Genomic DNA, 17557 nt, shown 5'->3' on the forward strand with positions numbered 1-17557 from the left:
GGCGCGGGCCGCTCCCCGGCCGGCCGCACGGTCCACGCCGGAACGCCGCCGAGTACGCCGACGGTGGTGCTCAGCGGGTCAGTGCGGGGACGGCGGAGAGCAGGAAGGCGCGGAGGGCGGACTCCAGCTTCACCGAGTCCCGGTCGAAGAGCCACTGTTCCTGAAGGCCGTTGATGAGGGCGATCGTCATCGTGGCGAGGGTCTCCGGGGCCACCGGCGCGCGCAGTTCGCCGCGCTCCGCGAGTGCGGTGTACGCGGCGGTGTAGAAGCGGCGGACGTTGCGGTAGCGGTTCGCGAAGTACGGGTGCGCGGGGTGGCCGGGAGAGGTCGCCTCTCCGGAGAGGACGCAATGCAGTTCCATGATTCCCGGCCGCAGTTCGTTGTCCACGACGACGGCCAGCATGCCGCTCAGGGCCTCGACGGGGTTACGGGCCGGGTCGATCGCGTCGGCCGACTCCAGGAAGCGGGCGCCGTGTTCGTCGCGCAGCTCCAGCACGGCGATGAGCAGGTCCTCCTTGCGCGCGAAGTGGTGGAGCAGTCCGGTGTGGCTGATGGCGGCGCGTTTCGCGATGTCCTTCATGGTCGCGCCGTAGAAGCCGGTCTCGCCGAAGGCTTCCGCACAGGCTTCGAGGATCCGCCGGCGCACCTCCGCCGACTTCGCGTACGGCCCACGGCCGCCGCCTGCACTCATGCGCTCTCTCCCGCCGCTGGATCCCGGACCGTCCCGGCGCCCCATTGTCGACCATCGCGTGGTCGACCATCGCGAAAATAGTATCGCGATTCGATATTCATGCTAGCGTGGAACTCTCGCCGCCGCTCCCCCTCCACCGGGCCGCGGCCTCCCCTCCGGTCTCGAACAAGGGATCTCGACGGTGACCGAACTCATTCCTGAATTCCTCTGGGGCGCGTCGACGGCCCCGCACCAGATCGAAGGCAACAACGTCAACAGCGACTGGTGGGCGTACGAGCCGAACATGCCCGGCATGGCGCGCAGCGGTGACGCGATCGACAGCTACCACCGGTATGCCGAGGACATGCGGCTGCTGGCCGACGCGGGCCTGAACTCCTACCGTTTCGGCATCGAGTGGGCCCGGATCGAACCGGCCGAGGGGCAGGTCTCCCGCGCCGAGCTGGCCCACTACCGGCGGATGATCGACACCGCCCTCGGCCTCGGTCTCGAACCGGTCGTCACCCTGCACCACTTCACCCATCCGCGCTGGTTCACCGAGGACGGCGGCTGGCTGGAGGACCGCGCCGTCGACCGCTTCCGCAGGTACGTGGAGACGGCCACCCGGATCCTCGACGGTGTCCAGTGGGTCTGCACCGTCAACGAGCCGAACATACTGGCCCTGATGGCGATGATGAGCCGGCCGAGGCCCGCGCCCGAGGACGACGCGGGGAAGTGGCTGAGCCCCACCGTCGAGGGCGCGGCGCGCCCGGTGCTGCCGTCCCCCGACCCCCGGATCGGGCGGCGGCTGGCCGAGGCGCACCACGCCGCCCGCGAGGTCCTGGGCCGGCGAACGGACGCCAAGTCCGGCTGGACGGTGGCCTGTCAGGCGCTCACCGGGACCCCGGGCAACGAGGCGAAACTGCGGGAGGTGCGGTACGTCCGGGAGGACCTGTACCTCGAAGCGGCCCGCGGCGACGACTTCATCGGGGTGCAGTCGTACTCCAGTCAGGCCGTCGACGAGAACGGCATCGTCCCGCACCCCGCGGGCCCCGGCACCACACTGACGGGGAACGCGTACCGGCCCGACGCGATCGGCATCGCGGTCCGGCACGCGTGGGAGGTGACGGGCGGCGTCCCGGTCCTGGTCACCGAGAACGGCATCGCGACCGACGACGACACCCGCCGGATCGCCTACACCTCCGAGGCGCTGCGGCACCTGTTCGCGGCCGTCGACGACGGCGTCGACGTACGGGGTTATCTCCACTGGAGCGCCCTGGACAACTACGAGTGGGGCCACTGGGAGCCCACGTTCGGGCTTGTCGCGGTCGACCGCGAGACGTTCGAGCGCCACCCCAAACCGAGCCTCGGCTGGCTGGGTGAGGTCGCCCGCAGCGGCGGCAAGCGGCTGGAGGAGTCGGCATGACGGGAACGGAACACACGACGGGCCCCTGGGACGCCTCCGGGCTGCACCCGGTGGGACGGCTCCCGACGCACGCCCTGCGCCGTACCCCCGAGATCGGGCTCGACGGCGCCTGGGACTTCCAACTGCTGCCGTCCCCCACGGCGCGGCTCGGCCTGGAGTGGAAGAAGGTCCAGGTCCCGAGCTTGTGGACGATGCGGAAGGATCTCGCGGACGCCGAGGGGGACCGGCCGCACTACACGAACGTACCGATGCCGTTCGAGGAGGTCCCGCCCCAGGTCCCGCGCCACAACCCGACGGGCGTCTACCGGCGTGTGATCCAGTTGTCCCCGGTTCCGGGACGGCGGACCGTTCTTCATGTGGGGGCCGCCGAGGGCCTGTTGCGGGTGTACGTCAACGACCGTCCGGTCGGGTCGAGTTCCGACTCGCACCTCGCGGCCGAGTTCGACATCACCGACGCCCTGGTCACCGGCACGAACCGGATCGACCTCAGGGTCGCCAAGTGGTCCTCCGCCAGCTATCTGGAGGACCAGGACCACTGGTGGCAGTCGGGGCTGAGCCGCCCGGTCTTCCTGTACACCGTGCCGGAGGTCCGGCTGGCGGACGTGGCCGTGGTCGCCGACCACGATCCGGCGACCGGGCGCGGCGACCTCCGTGTGACCGTCTCCACGTCGGGGCTCGACCACCTCTACGCGGTGGACCATTCGGTGCGGATCGAGGTGCTCGGCCGGTCCCTGACGCTGCCGGTCACCCCCCGCCTCGCCACCCGGACGCTCCCGAAGCCGTCCCTGGACAGGTCGGCGCGTCCCGAGCCCCGGTTGCCCGAGGACTTCATGGACCTGCTCAGCATCAACGCGGCGGACGCGCCCGTCCCCCCGGAGTTCCGCGCGATACCCGCCACCATGACCCGGCTCCCGGAGCCGGCGGCGCCCGCCGGAAACGCGTTCTTCGCCCTTGACGACCTCGATGTCGTCCCCTGGTCGGCGGAGATCCCTCATCTGGAGGAGCTCGTGGTCCAGCTCCTGTCGCCGGACGGGACCGTCGCCGACGAGACACGGGTCCGTGTCGGCTTCCGCCGGGTGCGGGTCGAGGGCCGCGATCTGCTGGTCAACGGCAGGCGGATCCTCGTCCAGGGCGTCGCGCGCCACGATGTCGACCCGCGCACCGGGCGCGTCCTCTCCCCCGAACGGCTGCTGGAGGAGCTGTCCCTGCTCAAGCGGTTCAACGTGAACGCGATCCGCACGGCCCACTACCCCAACGACCCGCGGTTCCTCGACCTGTGCGACGAGATCGGGTTCTACGTCGTCGACGAGGCCGACGTCGAGGGGCACGCCTTCGCCTCGACCATCGCCGACGACCCCCGCTATCTGCCCGAGATCGTCGAGCGCGTCTCCCGTATGGTGCTGCGCGACCGCAACCACCCCTCGGTGATCTCCTGGTCCCTGGGCAACGAGACCGGTCATGGCTCGGCCCACGACGCGGCGGCCGGCTGGCTACGGCGCTTCGACCCGACCCGGCCCCTGCACTACGAGGGCGCGATCTCCCTCGACTGGCACGCCGGGCATGCCGTGAGCGACCTTCTCTGCCCGATGTATCCGGCCCTCGCCGGCCTGGAGGGGTACTCCCGCGACCCACGGGCGGACCGTCCGCTTATCACCTGCGAGTACGCGTTCTCCATGGGCAACGGCACGGGCGGACTCTCCGACTACTGGAAGCTCTTCGAGTCGCTGCCCGGCCTCCAGGGCGGCTTCATCTGGCAGTTCACGGACCACAGCCTCGACCCGGACGGCGACGGAAAGTACCGGTACGGCGGCGACTTCGGCGACGAGACCCACAACGGCCCCATGCTCGCCAACGGCGTGGTGTTCCCCGACCTGACGCCGAAGCCGGCGCTCTTCGAGGCGCGCGGCCTCTTCAGCCCGGTCCGTATCGTCTCGGACGCCGACGACGCCCTGGCGGGGACGCTCCGTATCCGCAACCGCCGGACGTTCGCGGACCTGAGCGCCTACACACTGGAACTGCGGGCCGAGACCGGTACGGGCCCGGCCGGAGCCATGACCGTCACAACGCCGAAGGTGGCCGCGGGCGGCGAGGGCACGATCGAGATCCCGGCCCCGCTGCGGAAGTTGATCGCCGTCGAACCGTCCCTGGCCCTGACCTTGACCGTACGCACCCGCGAGGACGCACTGTGGGCGCCGGCGGGCACCGAGGTGGCGGCGGAGCAGATCACCTTCCCGCGTACGCCCGGAGAGCTGCCCGCTGCCGCCGTGCGTACGGGGGCCACGGTGGGGACGGGGGCCGCGGCGCGTACGGGGGCCGCGGCGCGTACGGGGGCCACCGTGCCCCTCGACGCCGAGGGCCACCTGCGCCATCCCCTGCTCCGCCGGTCCCCGCGGCTCAGCCTGTGGCGGGCGCTCACCTGTCACGACAAGTCCTTCGCGCTCGACAACCGGTTCGTACGCTCCGGCTTCTTCCGGCTCACACCCGTCGACGTCGAGATCAAGGAGACCGGCGAAGGCGCCGTCGTCACCACCCGCTACGAGGCCGCCTTCGGCGACGAGGTCGTGCACCGGCGGACGATCACGGCGCTCTCCGAGGGGGACTGGGTCCTCACCGAGCAGGTGTCGCTGCCGGAGGACACCCGGGACGGGCTGCGGGTCGGCATGGAGTTCGAGCTCGTCGACGGCTTCGAGGACGCGCGCTGGGTCGGTCTCGGCCCGTGGGAGAACTACCCCGACCGGCGGACGTCGGCGCTGCTCGGCTCCTGGGAGAGCGGCATCGACGACCTGGCCGTGCCGTACCTCCTCCCGCAGGAGAACGGCACGCGCGGCGAGGTCACCGCCGTCACACTGACGGGCCCCGCCGGCACGGTCCGTACCAGCCACCCGACCCCGCTCCACATGAACGTGGGCCGGTACCGGGTGGGCGAGTTGGAGGCGGCGGCGCACTGGTGGGAGCTTCCGCCGAGCCGTAAAACCGTCGTCCACCTCGACATCGCGCACCGCGGTCTCGGTACGGCGGTCCTCGGCCCTGACACGCACCCGCGCCACCGGCTCCCGGGGAGCGAGTACGCGTGGCAATGGCGCCTGACGCTGGAGAGCGCCGGCTGACGGAGCCCCACACACCACCCGGCCCGCCGGCCGGCCCTTCGCCGGCTCCCACGACAACACCGCGCAGGAGAACGCCCGATGCTCAAGCCCCGCTCCACCGCCACCCGCGAGCTGGTGAACCTCGACGGGATCTGGCGGTTCGCCGTCGCCGGGACCGTCGGCCCCGAACCGTGGACCGGCCCGCTCGGCACCCGGCTGGAAGCGCCGGTGCCGGCCAGCTACAACGACCTGTTCACCGACCGTGCGATCCGCGACCACGTGGGCTGGGTGTGGTACCAGCGGCAGGTACGGGTGCCGCGCGGCTGGACGGGTGAACGGGTCGTCCTGCGGGTCGACGCCGCCACCCACGAGGGGAGGGTGTACGTCGGCGACGCCCTGGTCGCCCAACACGTGGGCGGATACACGCCCTTCGAGGCCGACATCACCGAACACGTCGGCCCGGGAGAGGAGATCCGGCTCACCATCGGTGTCAACAATGAGCTGACCGGTGTCACGATACCGCCGGGCACCATCACCGTCGCCCAGGACGGCCGGCGCAAGCAGACGTACCTGCACGACTTCTACAACTACGCGGGACTCGCCCGCTCGGTGTGGCTGTACAGCACGCCCCCGGTCCACATCGACGACATCACCGTCGTGACGGGCCTCGACGGCGCCGACGGCACCACCGGCACGGTCGGCTACACGGTCGGGACGAACGTGCCCGCCGCCGTGCGAGTACGGGCGCTCGACGCGCACGGCACCGAGGTGGCCGCCGGGGAGGGGGCGAACGGCACGCTGCGGATCGACGACGTGACGCTGTGGCGGCCGGGGGCGGCGTACCTCTACGAGCTCGTCGTCGACATCCTGGACGGTGACGGTGACGGTGACGGCGGCGGCGGTGACCGGGTCGTGGACACGTACACCGAGCCGTTCGGGGTCCGCACGGTCGAGGTGCGCGGCACCCGATTCCTCATCAACGGCGAACCGTTCTACTTCACCGGCTTCGGCAAGCACGAGGACAGCCCCGTACGCGGCAAGGGCCACGACGACGCCTACCTCGTCCACGACTTCCAGCTCATGGAGTGGATCGGCGCCAACTCCTTCCGCACCTCGCACTATCCGTACGCCGAGGAGGTCATGGAGTTCGCCGACCGGCACGGCATCGTCGTCATCGACGAGACCGCGGCCGTCGGCCTCAACCTCGCGGTCGGGAGCGGCCTCATGGGCACACCGCCCCGGCCCACCTTCTCCGAGGACACGTTCCACGACGACACCCGCGCGGCCCACGCCCAGGCGATCAGGGAGCTGATCGCCCGCGACAAGAACCATCCCAGCGTCGTGATGTGGTGCATCGCCAACGAGCCGTCCTCCAACGAGAAGGGCGCCCGTGAGTACGTCGAGCCGCTGGTCGAACTGACCCGCAGGCTCGACCCCACCCGCCCGGTGACCTATGCGGCGGTGATGTTCGCGACGCACGACAACGATCTCATCGCCGACCTCTTCGACGTCCTGTGCGTCAACCGCTACTACGGCTGGTACGTCGCCACGGGCGACCTGGCCGCGGCCGAGACCTACCTGGAGGCCGATCTGCGCGGCTGGGCCGAGAAGTTCGGCAAGCCGATCATGCTGAGCGAGTACGGAGCCGACACGATGCCCGGGCTGCACTCCGTGTGGGACGCGCCCTGGACGGAGGAGTACCAGCTCGCCTACCTGGAGGCCAACCAGCGCGCCTTCGACCGTGTCGAGGCCCTCGTCGGCGAACACGTCTGGAACTTCGCCGACTTCCAGACCGCGGACGGCATCCACCGGGTCGGCGGCAACAAGAAGGGCGTCTTCACCCGCGAACGGCACCCCAAGGCGGCGGCCCACGCACTGCGCAGGCGATGGACCGTGCTCGGCGGACGGAAGCCGTCGCCCGCCGTCCGTCCCGGGGACGACGGCCGGCCCGAGCACGACGCCCGGCACGGGGACGGCGGCCGGCCCGCCGTCCCACCCGAACCGGGACAGGCATGATCCACACCGGCCGGCCCCCGCCGCCTTCCCCCCTTCCCCTCTCTCCCCCCCCGACCGCTTCCGTGTGCCACGCTCCCCGGGACCCGCAGTACGATGAGGCGTGACGCAGTACCCGGAACAGCTCGGCCTCGGTAGGGAGTGACGCAACGGTGCAGCCCGGCTCGCGGACCGGTCGGCGCGCGGCCGGTGGCGGACGCAAGCGCCTCGACGACGACCGGCGGGACGAGCTGCTCGGGCGGCTCCAGGCGATCGTCCTGACGGAGGGGTTCGCCCGGCTGACCGTCGACACCCTCGCCGCGCGCCTCCAGTGCTCGAAGTCCACGCTGTACGCGATCTCCTCCAGCCGTCACCATCTCGTGGCGACCGTACTGAAGAGCTTCTTCCGGGACGCCGCGGAACGGGTGGAGAAAGAGGTCACCGAGGTCGCGGACCCGGCCCGGCAGATCGCGACGTATCTCGCCGCGGTGGGCGCGCAGATGCGGCGGATGTCGGCGGCGTGCTACGACGACATGCTCGACGACGACGCGACCCGGGAGATCTACACGGTCAACTCGCTCGCCGCGACGCGCAGGGTCCGGGAGATGATCCACGCGGGCGTGGAGTCGGGCGACTTCCGCTCGGTGCACGCCGAGTTCGTCAGCCAGGCCGTCGGGCTGCTGATCGACGGCATTCAGAGCCGCGAACTGCTCGGTTCCACCGGGCTCTCCTCCGGGGACGCCTTCGTCGAGCTGAGCAATCTCGTTCTCGCGGCGCTCTCCAAGACGTCCCGCTGACCCCTCCACCGGCGCCCCCGGCGCCGGTGCACACGATCCGCTCCGGCCCTCGGCTGCCCGCCGCACACTCTTGATGAATACGTCACGCGGTACTAACGTACGCGTAATAGTACTCAGCCTGAAGATCGTCTTCGTCCTTCCGAGATGAGGCAAACGATGGCCCTCTCAGACCCCGGCTCCGCCACCGACCCGCTCGACCGGGTCCGCGAGCTGGTCACCCTCTACAGCGACCCGGGCGCCGGCGTCGCCCACCTGCTCTGCGACGGACATCCGGCCGACGCCGTCGCCTACACCGTCGTCGAGCCGGACCTGTCGGCCACCGTGCTCACCTACGGCCGGCTGCGGACGGAGTCCGAACGGTTCGCCGCCGCCCTCGCCGATCTGGGGGTCCGGCCGGGCGACCGGGTGGCGACACTGATGGGCAAGAGCGCCGACTACCTGGTCGCGCTGCTCGCGACCTGGCGGCTCGGCGCCGTGACGGTGCCGCTGTTCACCGCCTTCGCTCCCCCGGCGATCGCGCTGCGGCTGCTGGCCAGTGACACCAGGATCGTCATCTGCGACGCCGCGCAGCGGCCGAAGCTCGAACCGGGCGAGGACATCCCGGCCGACGCGACGTGGCAGATCGTCGTCAGCGGGGGCGACGGCCGGCCGGGGGATCTCCGCTTCGCCGACCTGCTGGCCGCGCACGGGCCCGGGTGTCCCGCGGCGGCCCTCGGCGGGGACGCGCCGCTCGTGCACATCTTCACCTCCGGCACGACGGGCCGGCCCAAGGGCGTCGTCGTACCCACCGCCGCGATCGCCGGTTTCCGTGTCTACGCCGAGTACGGCTGCGGGGTGACGCGGGACGACGTCTTCTGGAACGCCGCCGACCCCGGCTGGGCCTACGGGCTCTACTTCGGGGTGATCGCCTCGCTCAGCCTCGGGGTACCCGGCGTCCTGCTGCACTCCGGGTTCTCCGCCGACCTCACCTGGCGGGTGATGGACACGCTCCGGGTCACCAACTTCACCGCCGCGCCCACCGTGTACCGGTCGCTGCGCGCCTCCGGTGTCCCGGTGCCGGAAGGGCTGGCGCTGCGCCGCGCGTCCAGCGCCGGCGAACCCCTGACGCCCGAGGTCAACGCGTGGGCCGAGGAGGCGTTCGGCGTCCAGGTGCACGACCACTACGGACAGACCGAGGCGGGCATGCTGATCAACAACCACCAACTCCCCGCGCTGCGGCGGGAGGTGCGGCCCGGTTCGATGGGGCATCCGATGCCCGGGTGGAGCCTGCGGGTGCTGTACGAGGACCGCGACGAGGTCGCCCCCACCGGCACCGTGGGCCGGATCGCCGCCGACCTCACCGACAGTCCGCTGGCCTGGTTCCACGGGTACGAGGGCGATCCGGCGCGGAGCGCGGGGAAGTTCAGCGCCGACGGCCGCTGGTACCACACCGGCGATGTCGGACGCGTGGACGAGGAGGGCTACTTCCACTTCTCGTCCCGGGACGACGACGTCATCATCATGGCCGGCTACCGCATCGGTCCGTTCGAGGTCGAATCGGTCCTGGTCACCCACCCCGCGGTGGTCGAGTGCGCGGTGATCGCCGCACCCGACGAGGTGCGCGGCGAGGTCCTGGAAGCCTTCGTCGTCCTCCAGGACGGAGCCGAGGCCACCGGCGAACTCGCCGCCGAACTCCAGCAGTTGGTGAAGAAGCGCTTCGCCGCCCACGCCTACCCCCGCACGGTGCACTTCGCCGACCGGCTGCCGAAGACACCCAGCGGAAAGATCCAGCGATTCGTCCTGCGCCGACAGCGCCAGACCGCCCCGGAGCCCCGCCCGTGACCACCGCGGTACTCATCGAACAGACCGGCGCCGTGCGCCGGATCCGGCTCAACCGGCCCGACAGCCGGAACTCGATCAACCCGGAGCTGATCCGGGCCCTCGACGACGCCGTGGCCGCCGCCATGCGCGACCCGGGCACCGAGGCGGTGGTGATCGCCGGGAACGGGCCGAGCTTCTGCGCCGGAGCCGATCTGCGGCATCTGCTGGAGCTGGCCCGCACCGGCGGGGACCCGCTGGCGTTCCTCGGCTCGGTCTCGGCGTGCTTCACCCGGCTGGAGTCGGCGCCGAAACCCGTCATCGCCGCCGTCCACGGCCATGTGGTCGCCGGCGGGCTGGAGTTGGCGCTCGCCTGCGACGCGGTGGTGGCGCGGGCCGGCACCCTCATCGGTGACGGGCACATCCGCAACGGCCTTCTGCCGGGCGCCGGTTCGAGCGTACGGCTGGCCCGCAAGGTCGGTGATCCCCTGGCCCGGCGCCTGATGCTCACCGGCGAACTGCTGCCCGCCGAACACTTCCTGCCCAGCGGCTTCGTCCAGGCGGTGGCCGGACCCGGTGACTTCGAGGCGACGGTGACGGCCGTGGCGGACTCCTTCACGGGGCTGCCGCCGGGCTGCCACGGACGGATGAAGCACCTGCTCGCCGACCCCGGCGTCCCCGACGCCCTGCTGCGGGAGCTCGACGTGTTCGCCGAGCACTGGCGCGAGCGGGACATCGCCGCCGAGCTGACCCGTTTCTTCGACCAGCGAGCCGTGAGGTAGCACCGTGCGACGTTATACGGACCGGACCGTGATGATCACCGGAGCCGGACAGGGACTGGGCCGTGCCATGGCCCTGCGGTTCGCCGCTGAGGGCGCGCGACTGGCGTTGTGCGACGTCAACGAGGCATCGGTGCAGGAGACGGCCGCCCGCTGCGGCGACGGCGGCATCCGTCCGGACGGCGACGTCCGCACCTCGGTCGTGGACGTGGCCGACGCCCCACAGGTCGACGCGTGGGTGGCCGGGACGCTGGAGACCTTCGGCCGGGTGGACGTCCTGGTGAACAACGCCGGTGTGATCCGGGACAACCGCCTGGAGCGGATGACCGACGACGAGTGGGACTCCGTGGTCGATGTCAGCCTGCGCGGCATGTTCCACTGCTGCCGCGCGGCCTTCCCGCACATGAAGGCGCAGGGGTACGGGCGGATCCTGTCCTTCTCCTCCATGTCCTGGCGCGGCAACTTCGGGCAGGTCAACTACGCCGCCGCCAAGGCGGGCGTGGTCGGCATGGCCCGTACGATCGCCCTGGAGGGCGCCCCGCACGGCGTGACGTCGAACGCGATCGCGCCCGGCCTCATCGACACACCGATGCTGGCCTCGATGAACGCGGCGGGCCGGGCCAAGCTCGCCGCCCGGGTGCCCCTGGGACACATCGGCGACCCGACCGACATCGCCGAGGCCGCGGCCTACCTCTGCTCGGAGGCGGCCGGATACGTGACGGGCGTGGTCCTCGACGTCGACGGCGGCATCAGCATCGGCGGCGCCCCGCGCTGACCACCCACCGACGAAGGGGAAAGGGCGTCACACCCTGGCCGACGCCCCTGACCTCGTCATCGCGACAGCGGCGGGAACGGGCCGTACGCCCGTTCCCGCCGCCGCTCGAACCTGTCACCGGTCCAACTCGCCCGGTCGTGCTACCGGTCCTTCGGTTCTACCGGTGCGAGGTGAGCAGGTCGTCCCTCCGGCCGGCGTCTTCCTGGGGCTCCACCCGGCCGGTCAGCTTCTCGCCCTCGACGTCGACATGGGGCAGCGTCCGGTGCAGGAAGCGCGGCAGCCACCAGGCGGCGTGCCGCAGGACGGACATCGCCGCCGGCACCAGGGCCATCCGGACGACGAACGCGTCGAGCAGGACGCCGACGGCCAGGGCGAGGCCCATGCCCTTGGTGATCTGCATGTCGGCGAAGACGAAGGACCCGAAGACGCTCACCATGATGACCGCCGCGGCGGTGACCACCTTCGAGCCGTGGCCGAAGCCGTCCACCATGGCCGCCACCGGGCTCTTGCCGCGCGCGTACTCCTCACGCATCCGGGAGACGAGGAAGACCTCGTAGTCCATCGCGAGACCGAAGAGGATGCCGACCAGGAGGATCGGCAGGAAGCTGATCACGGTCGGACTGGCCTGCGTACCGAGCACGGAGGAGAACCAGCCCCACTGAAGGACGGCGACCAGGACACCCAGCGAGCCGCCGAGCGACAGCAGGAAGCCCAGCGCGGCCTTCAGGGGGACGGCGATCGAGCGGAACACCAGGGTCAGCAGGAGGACGGCGAGCCCCATGACCAGCAGGCAGTAGACGGGCAGCGCGGCGCTGAGCTTGGCGGCGACATCGAGGCTCACTGCGGTACTGCCGGTCACGTTGATCTCCGTGTCCGTGGACTTCTCCAGGTCGTCGCGTGCGGCACGGATGTCGGTCAGCAGCTTCTCGGTCCGCTCGGACTGGGGGCCGCTCTCCGGTACGACGCCGACCATGGCCGCGTCCCCCGTCCCGCTGAGCCGGGCGGGTGCCACCGAGGCGACGTCCGGAAGCTTCGTCACCTGCTGGGCGATCCGCTCGGCCGCCGCCCCGGTCGCCGTGGCACCGTCCCCCTCGACCAGGATGACCAGCGTGCCGCTGTAGCCGGGGCCGAACGCCTCGTCGATCATCTTCTGGGCACGTACGGCCTCCGCGTTCGTGCTGGGCAGCGAGAGCCCGAGGCGCAGATCGGCGGCGGGCACCGCCAGGATCCCCAGACCGACCACGCCCAGCAGCAGGACGGCCCAGCGGCGCCGGTCCATCAGCCGCGCCCAGCGCACCCCCACCGTGACCACGCCGGCCCGCTGCCGGTCCAGTGAGCGCCGCGCGGACCTGCGCAGTACGGGTATCCGGCTGAAGGCGATACGCGCGCCGAGGAGGCCGAGCACGGCGGGCAGCAGAGTGAGCGCCAGCACCACCGCGATGACGACGGTGAGGGCGGCGCCCAGTCCCATGATGCCGAGGAACGGGATACCGACCACGGTCAGGGCGGCGAGCGCGATGACCACCGTGGCCCCGGCGAACAGGACGGCCGAGCCGGCCGTCCCCACGGCGAGCCCCGCGGACTCCTCCGGGTCCATGCCGTCCCTGACCTGCGTCTGGTGCCGGGAGACGATGAACAGCGCGTAGTCCACGCCGACGGCCAGGCCCAGCATGAGGGCGAGGATCAGCGCGGTGCTGTCCATCTCGACGACGTGGGTGAGCGCGAGGAGGGACAGGGTGCCGATCGCCACCCCCACCAGGGCCGTGGCCAGCGGGACGATCGCCGCCCGCAGCGAGCGGAACACCAGGATCAGCACGACCAGGGTGATCAGCACACCGACCGCTTCTCCGGCGCCTCCTCCGGCCGCCCTGTCGACGGGGTCGAACGCCCTGTCTCCCAGGGCCACCGTCAGTCCGGCGGACCGGGCCTGCCCGGCCGCCTCCTCGATCGCTTTCAACGTCGCGGCGGCGATCTCGTCGGCCTGCTCCACGGTGAAGGTGAGCTGGGCGAATCCCGTGCGGCCGTCGGCGGAGACGCTCCCCGCCCGGGTGGACGGAGCGGTCACGGCCTCAACGCCGGGCGTCTTCGCGATCCGGGCGGTGACCGCCCTGATCGCGTCGCCCTCCGCACCGGCCGTCACCGTCTTCCCGTCCGCGGCACGGAAGACGACCTTCCCCGTGATGCCGTCGCTGCCCGACGGGAACTCCTCGGCGAGGACGTCGGAGGCCCGCTGGGCCTCGGTGCCCGGAATGCTCGTGCCGGACGCGAACGGCTTCATCAGCGTGAGCGCCGCCACGCCCAGGGCGCAGAGCACCACGAGCCAGCCGATGATCACCGTCCATCTACGCCGGTAGGAGAGCCTTCCCAAGCGGTACAGGAACGTGGACAAGAAGACTCCCTGGAGGTGAACGCGCGAACAGGAGGGCCCGGCAAGGTGTACGAGGACGCGGGGCCCGACAACCGCGACGCTAGGAGCCGCTCCTCACGGCGAGCGCGATTCGGCCCTCCGGGGACCTCTATTCACACGGAACTCCCATGGAAGGCGTCCGCGCCGTCAGGCACTCTTGATCGCGGGACCCGGCCTGCCCGGCCGCGTCCCCCGGCCGATCCGGGCCCCGGCACACTCCGGCCCCGGCCCATCCGGGTCCCGGCACACTCCGGCCCCATGGCACACTCCAGGGCCCCGGCACACTCCGGGCCCCCTGACACCCGTACGGAAAGGTTTCGCCAGTGAGCGAGGAGACGGCCGTCGACGGGCGGCAGAGCGCGCCCGGCACACGGGGGCGCCTTCTCGTGGTCGACGACGAACCGGCGATCGTGGACACCGTCACCCGGTTCCTGCGCTTCCTCGGGTACGAGGTGCGCACCGCGGCCACCGGCCTGGAGGCGCTGGCCCTCGCGCGGGACTTCCTGCCCGAGCTCATCCTGCTCGACATCATGCTGCCGGACAGCGACGGGTTCGAGGTGCTGAACCGGGTCCGCGCCGACGGCCTGCCGGTCGCCGTGGTCTTCCTCACCGCCCGCGACACCCGCAAGGATCTCGTACGCGGGCTCACCGCGGGCGGCGACGACTACATCACCAAGCCCTTCGGCCTCGACGAGGTCGCGGCCCGCATCGGCGCGGTGCTGCGCCGCACCCGGGAGCGCAGCCCGAGCGACCCCACCCTCCGGGTCGCCGATCTGACCCTGGACACCCTGACGCACGAGGTGCGCCGGGCCGGTGCCGTCATCGACCTCTCCCCCACGGAGTTCCGGCTCCTGCGGTACCTGATGCTGCACCAGGGCAAGGTGATCACCCGTGGCCGGCTCCTGGAACATGTGTGGTCGTACGACTTCAACGGCGACGACACCGTGGTGGCCACCTACATCAGCTATCTCCGCCGAAAGGTCGACAGCCACGGCGAGCGGCTGATCCACACACACCGCGGCATCGGTTACAGCCTCAGGACCGTACGGTGCTGACCAGGCTCTGGTGGCGGAACCGGCCGCTGCGCACCCGGCTCAGCATTCTGCTCATCGTCCTGTTCAACGGTCTGATGACGGTCACGAGCGTCGTGACGTTCTCCGTGCTGAGGTCCTCGCTCCACCAGGGACTCGACCACCGGCTGACCACGACGACCGCCGGTATGGCGACCGCCGGTTCCGTCGGCATCCGGATCCCGGGCAAGAACTCCGCCGAGTACGGGTGGGTGAGGTTCGGCGGTGACCTGTACATCGCCCTGCTCAGCGGCGACGAACGCCCGCACGGCCCCGGCCCCCGCTACCCGGACCCGGCGCCCCCGGCGGGCCGGCCCGTGACCGTACCGGCGAACGGCCAGGACCGCTCCGTACGGTACCGGCTCGTCACCACCCGGCTCACCGACGGGCGGACGGCCGTGGCCGCCGTCGACACCGCCGCCACCGATGCCGCCGTCGGCAGGGCCGTCCAGGTGGTCGTCGCCGTCCAGTTGCTCGCCGATGTCGTCCTGGCCGTGCTGGGCCTCCTCGTCGTACGGCGCTCGCTGCGCCCGCTGGAGCAGGCGGCACGCACCGCGGACCGGGTCGCCGCCGGCGACTTCGCCCCGCGGCTGGTCGACGCCCACATCGCGCCGAGGACCGAGGTGGGCCGGCTCGCCGGCGCCCTCAACCGGATGCTGGACCAGATCCACGCCGCCCTCGCCGCCCGCGACGAGTCCGAGGAGCGGCTGCGCCAGTTCGTCGCGGACGCCTCGCACGAACTGCGCACGCCCCTCCAGTCGATCCGCGGCTACGGCGAGCTGTACCAGCGGGGAGCCCTGCCCGACACCCGGGCGGTCGACGAGGCCGTGGACCGCATGCTCGCCGAGGTGCACCGGATGACACGCCTCGTCGAGTCGCTGCTCATGCTGGCCCGGTTCGACGAGGACGACCCCGCCGACCTCGAACCCGTCGACCTCAGCAGGGTGGTGGCCGAGTCCTGCCGCGACGCGGCGGCCGTGGAACCGGCGCGTCTCTGGACGGTCACCGTCTCCCCCGATGTGACGGTACGCGGGGACGAGGGCCAGCTCCGCGGCGCCGTCGCCAACCTGCTGGCCAACGTACGCATGCACACACCGCCCGGCACGGCCTGCGCGGTCGAGCTGTCGGTGGCGGAGGAGCACGCCGTGCTGCGCGTCGCCGACGAGGGCCCCGGTGTCCCGGCCGACGCGCTCCCCCATGTCTTCGACCGCTTCTACCGGGCCGAGAAGAGCCGGAGCCGGGCCCGCGGCGGCAGCGGCCTCGGACTCTCCATCGTCGCGGCCGTCGCCGACCTGCACGGTGGCACGGTCCGCGTCGAGAGCCCACCGGGCCGGGGGACCCTGGTCGAAGTGGTCCTTCCCGTCCTGTGAACGGCGACCCGGCCGCCCGGCACCGGCCGGTCAGGCATCGTCCTTCAGGAAGAGTTCGACGACGGGGACGGCCACATCGGGGCGGATGATCGGCAGGGTGATGGTCAGGGTGCCCGGGGGCTGGCCGCCGAGGCCCGTGGTGAGGGCCTTGACCGAGGGGTCGATCTCGCGGAACGGGATCTCCGACGCGTCGTTGAGGAGCTGCGCGTACGCGACCTTGCCGCCGAGGCCCGGCAGGTGCAGATGCTCGAAGGGCCAGGCGAAGAGGTGGAGGTAGAGGCGGTTGCCGCGCCGGGTGTAGCGGGTGTCGGCCGGGGCGCTGAAGGCGGCGGGGCCGGCGCCGCGGATGGAGCGTTCGTGGCGGCGCATCCACTCCCCGATGCCCTCCAGGGCCGTGACCGCCGTCGCGTCGAACTCGCCGCGTCCGGTGGGGCCGATGTTCAGCAGCATGTTGCCGTTGTTCGAGACACCGTCGACGAGCATCCGGACGAGCAGGTCGACGCTCTTCACATGGACGTTGTCACGGTCGTACCCCCAGCTCCCGTTGAGGGTCTGGCACGCCTCCCACACCACGGGGACGCCGTCGATCTCCATGGGCCGGTCGGGCTGGTACTGCTCCGGGGTGACGAGGTCCCCGGGGATGTCGAGCCGGTCGTTGACCACGATCCCCGGCTGGAGCCGGCGGGTGAGGGCGAGGAGTTCCTCGGAGCCCCACTCCTCGGCGCCCTTGCCGTTCCACACCTGGTGGTGGTCGTCCTGCCGGTACGAGAAGTCGTAGAAGAGGTAGTCGATGGTGCCGTACCGGGTCAGCAACTCCTCGACCTGGCCGTGGAGATAGGCCCGGTACCGGTCCATGTCCCGGCCCTCGTTGAGCCGTTCGATCTCCTCGGGCGCGTCGTCGCGGCGCGGGTGGTGGCCGTCGATCGTGAAGTCCGGGTGGTGCCAGTCGATGAGCGAGTGGTAGAAGCCGACGCGCAGCCCCTCGGCGCGTACGGCGTCGACGAACTCGCGGACGAGGTCCTTGCCGATGGGGGTGTTCATCGACGTGTAGTCGGTCAGCTCGGAGTCCCAGAGGCAGAAGCCCTCGTGGTGCTTGGTGGTGAGGACCACGTACCGCATACCGGCCTTCTTGGCGGCCCGCGCCCACTCGGTGGGGTCGAAGAGGTCCGGTTCGAAGTGGCGGAAGTACTTCTCGTACTCCGCGTCCGTCGTCCGCTCGCGGTTCATCACCCACTCGTGGCGGGCGGGCAGGGAGTAGAGGCCCCAGTGGATGAACATGCCGAAGCGGTCCTCGGTGAACCAGGCGGGGACGGTCATGGACGGGTTCCTTCCGTGCGGGAGTGTGTGTGCTGTCGTCAGTGGGTTTTTTCTATACGAGGGCTGCTGTACGG

General features: G+C 71.4%; 12 protein-coding genes. 9 read left to right on the forward strand and 3 right to left on the reverse strand.

Going from position 1 to position 17557, the window contains the following annotated elements:
* Positions 1–70 precede the first annotated feature (70 nt).
* On the reverse strand, positions 71–691 hold the full coding sequence (locus tag ACIO3P_RS07805; protein WP_401848537.1) for a TetR/AcrR family transcriptional regulator: 621 nt from the start codon (positions 689–691) through the stop codon (positions 71–73).
* Positions 692–872: 181 nt separating this feature from the next.
* On the opposite strand from ACIO3P_RS07805, the gene ACIO3P_RS07810 reads away from it, so the two are divergent.
* The 7 genes from ACIO3P_RS07810 to ACIO3P_RS07840 all read left to right on the forward strand — a co-directional run bounded on the left by ACIO3P_RS07810 (position 873) and on the right by ACIO3P_RS07840 (position 11319).
* Positions 873–2093: a glycoside hydrolase family 1 protein gene (locus ACIO3P_RS07810; protein ID WP_401848536.1), complete on the forward strand. Its 1221-nt coding sequence runs from the start codon at positions 873–875 to the stop codon at positions 2091–2093.
* Complete coding sequence (locus ACIO3P_RS07815; RefSeq protein WP_401848535.1) at positions 2090–5200, forward strand: glycoside hydrolase family 2 TIM barrel-domain containing protein; 3111 nt, start codon at positions 2090–2092, stop codon at positions 5198–5200. Before ACIO3P_RS07810 ends, ACIO3P_RS07815 begins: the two co-directional genes overlap by 4 nt.
* 78 nt (positions 5201–5278) lie before the next feature.
* Complete coding sequence (gene uidA, locus ACIO3P_RS07820; RefSeq protein WP_401848534.1) at positions 5279–7195, forward strand: beta-glucuronidase; 1917 nt, start codon at positions 5279–5281, stop codon at positions 7193–7195.
* A 149-nt stretch (positions 7196–7344) separates the two neighbouring features.
* Positions 7345–7968: a TetR/AcrR family transcriptional regulator gene (locus ACIO3P_RS07825; RefSeq protein ID WP_329827960.1), complete on the forward strand. Its 624-nt coding sequence runs from the start codon at positions 7345–7347 to the stop codon at positions 7966–7968.
* A gap of 156 nt (positions 7969–8124) precedes the next feature.
* On the forward strand, positions 8125–9789 hold the full coding sequence (locus ACIO3P_RS07830; RefSeq protein ID WP_401848533.1) for an AMP-binding protein: 1665 nt from the start codon (positions 8125–8127) through the stop codon (positions 9787–9789).
* Positions 9786–10547 carry an enoyl-CoA hydratase/isomerase family protein gene (locus ACIO3P_RS07835; RefSeq protein WP_329827963.1) on the forward strand — a complete coding sequence of 254 codons (762 nt, stop codon included), beginning with the start codon at positions 9786–9788 and terminating at the stop codon, positions 10545–10547. The genes ACIO3P_RS07830 and ACIO3P_RS07835 overlap by 4 nt, the downstream gene beginning before the upstream one ends.
* Positions 10548–10551: 4 nt before the next feature.
* On the forward strand, positions 10552–11319 hold the full coding sequence (locus tag ACIO3P_RS07840; RefSeq protein ID WP_401848531.1) for an SDR family oxidoreductase: 768 nt from the start codon (positions 10552–10554) through the stop codon (positions 11317–11319).
* Between the two features lie 157 nt (positions 11320–11476).
* On the opposite strand, the gene ACIO3P_RS07845 is transcribed toward ACIO3P_RS07840, so the two are convergent.
* A complete protein-coding gene (locus ACIO3P_RS07845) occupies positions 11477–13708 on the reverse strand; it encodes an MMPL family transporter (RefSeq protein WP_401848529.1) in 2232 nt (743 codons plus the stop codon).
* A gap of 341 nt (positions 13709–14049) precedes the next feature.
* Here ACIO3P_RS07845 and ACIO3P_RS07850 point away from each other — a divergent pair, with 341 nt between their 5' ends.
* Entirely contained in the window at positions 14050–14781 is a 732-nt protein-coding gene (locus ACIO3P_RS07850; protein ID WP_401848528.1) for a response regulator transcription factor, read from the forward strand.
* Positions 14775–16166 carry an ATP-binding protein gene (locus ACIO3P_RS07855; protein WP_329827967.1) on the forward strand — a complete coding sequence of 464 codons (1392 nt, stop codon included), beginning with the start codon at positions 14775–14777 and terminating at the stop codon, positions 16164–16166. The genes ACIO3P_RS07850 and ACIO3P_RS07855 overlap by 7 nt, the downstream gene beginning before the upstream one ends.
* A gap of 30 nt (positions 16167–16196) precedes the next feature.
* Here ACIO3P_RS07855 and ACIO3P_RS07860 read toward each other — a convergent pair whose 3' ends face one another.
* Positions 16197–17483: an alpha-L-fucosidase gene (locus ACIO3P_RS07860; protein ID WP_329827969.1), complete on the reverse strand. Its 1287-nt coding sequence runs from the start codon at positions 17481–17483 to the stop codon at positions 16197–16199.
* Positions 17484–17557 lie beyond the last annotated feature (74 nt).

Origin of the sequence: Streptomyces sp. NPDC087310 (genome assembly GCF_044744405.1) — a bacterium.
In the GTDB taxonomy this organism is placed as follows: domain Bacteria; phylum Actinomycetota; class Actinomycetes; order Streptomycetales; family Streptomycetaceae; genus Streptomyces.